Here is a 1,324-nt window from a genome sequence, read left to right on the forward strand (position 1 = left end):
GGCGAATTCGAGGGGTCGTTGCAACACCGGTTCGGTTGTTCAGGCAGCGAGCAGTTTAGACAGACACTCGGCTGGGGTTTCCCAGCCGAGTGTCTTGCGTGGGCGGCGGTTGAGCTCGGCAGCGACGGCGTCCAGTTCCTCGCGGGTGTGCCTGGACAGGTCGGTGCCCTTGGGGAAGTACTGCCGGAGCAAGCCGTTGGTGTTCTCGTTGGAGCCTCGCTGCCACGGACTGGCCGGGTTGCAGAAGTAGACGGGGACGTCGGTGGCGATGGTGAACGCACGGTGGGCGGCCATCTCCGAGCCCTGATCCCAGGTGAGGGAGCGCCGTAGGTGCGGCGGAAGCGTCCTCACGGTGTTGATGAGAGCGTTCCGGGTCTGGGCTGCGCTGTGGCCGGCGGGTAGGTGCAGCAGCATCACGTAGCGGGTGGTGCGCTCAACCAGGGTCCCGATCGCGGACTTGTGGTCCTTGCCGATGATGAGGTCGCCCTCCCAGTGCCCGGGAACGGCGCGGTCGGCGGCCTCGGAGGGTCGATCGCTAATCATGACCATGTCTCGGACCGAGCGGGGCCGGCGCTTGTTCGCCTGGCGGTGCGGGCGGCGGCGGGCGCGGCCCGTCCGCAATTCCCGGGTCAGTTCTCGGCGGAGATCCCCGCGGTCCTGGCAGTAGAGGGCCTGGTAGACCGTCTCGTGGGTCACGTGCATCTCTGGCCGGTCGGGAAACCGTACGCGAAGAGCGTTGCAGATCTGCTCGGGGCTCCATCGCAGGGTCAGGTGGTCCTGGATGAAGTTCCGCAGCTCGCTGTTCTGGCCGATCTTGCCGGGCTTGGGGCGGGGCCGGCGGGCGTCGGCGCGAGCCTGAGCGGCATGGGGTCGGTACTGGCCGTTGACGGGATGCTGGTTGCGGCGGATCTCCCGACTGATCGTGGAGGGGCTCCGTCCCAGCTCGGCTGCGATCGCGCGGACGGTGGCCTTCTCCCGTAGCCGGTCGGCTATGTGGATGCGATCGGCCTCACGGAGGTATCTGGATGGGCCGTCCAGGGGTGTCACCGAGGGCTTCGGTGATGCCCCTGACGTGTCGATCGGCAGTGCCGCGACGGTACCGCCTGATGCGTTGCGGCCGTTGCGCCACCTCCGGCCCGTTCGCGGGTCGATTCCCACGATCCGGGCCGCCTCCTTGTACTCCACGCCCTGTTGCACGAGCTGAAGGTAGATCCGCCGCTCCGCCGTGAGGGCACGTGCCCCCTGGTTGACCGAGCGGTCGCGAATCTCGAAGTCCATCGCATCCCCTGAGCTGGGGTGTTGCGAGGACCGCTAGAACTCAAGT

Annotated in this window: 1 protein-coding gene; it reads right to left on the reverse strand. The window is 67.7% G+C overall.

The genetic code is table 11. The features are described 5' to 3' along the window. Positions 1-39: 39 nt before the first annotated feature. Positions 40-1,278, reverse strand: coding sequence for an IS30 family transposase (locus ACZ3UD_RS37715; RefSeq protein WP_465598642.1), 1,239 nt, complete (start codon positions 1,276-1,278; stop codon positions 40-42). Positions 1,279-1,324: the final 46 nt, after the last annotated feature.

Source organism: Kitasatospora sp. NPDC023118, from assembly GCF_055560875.1.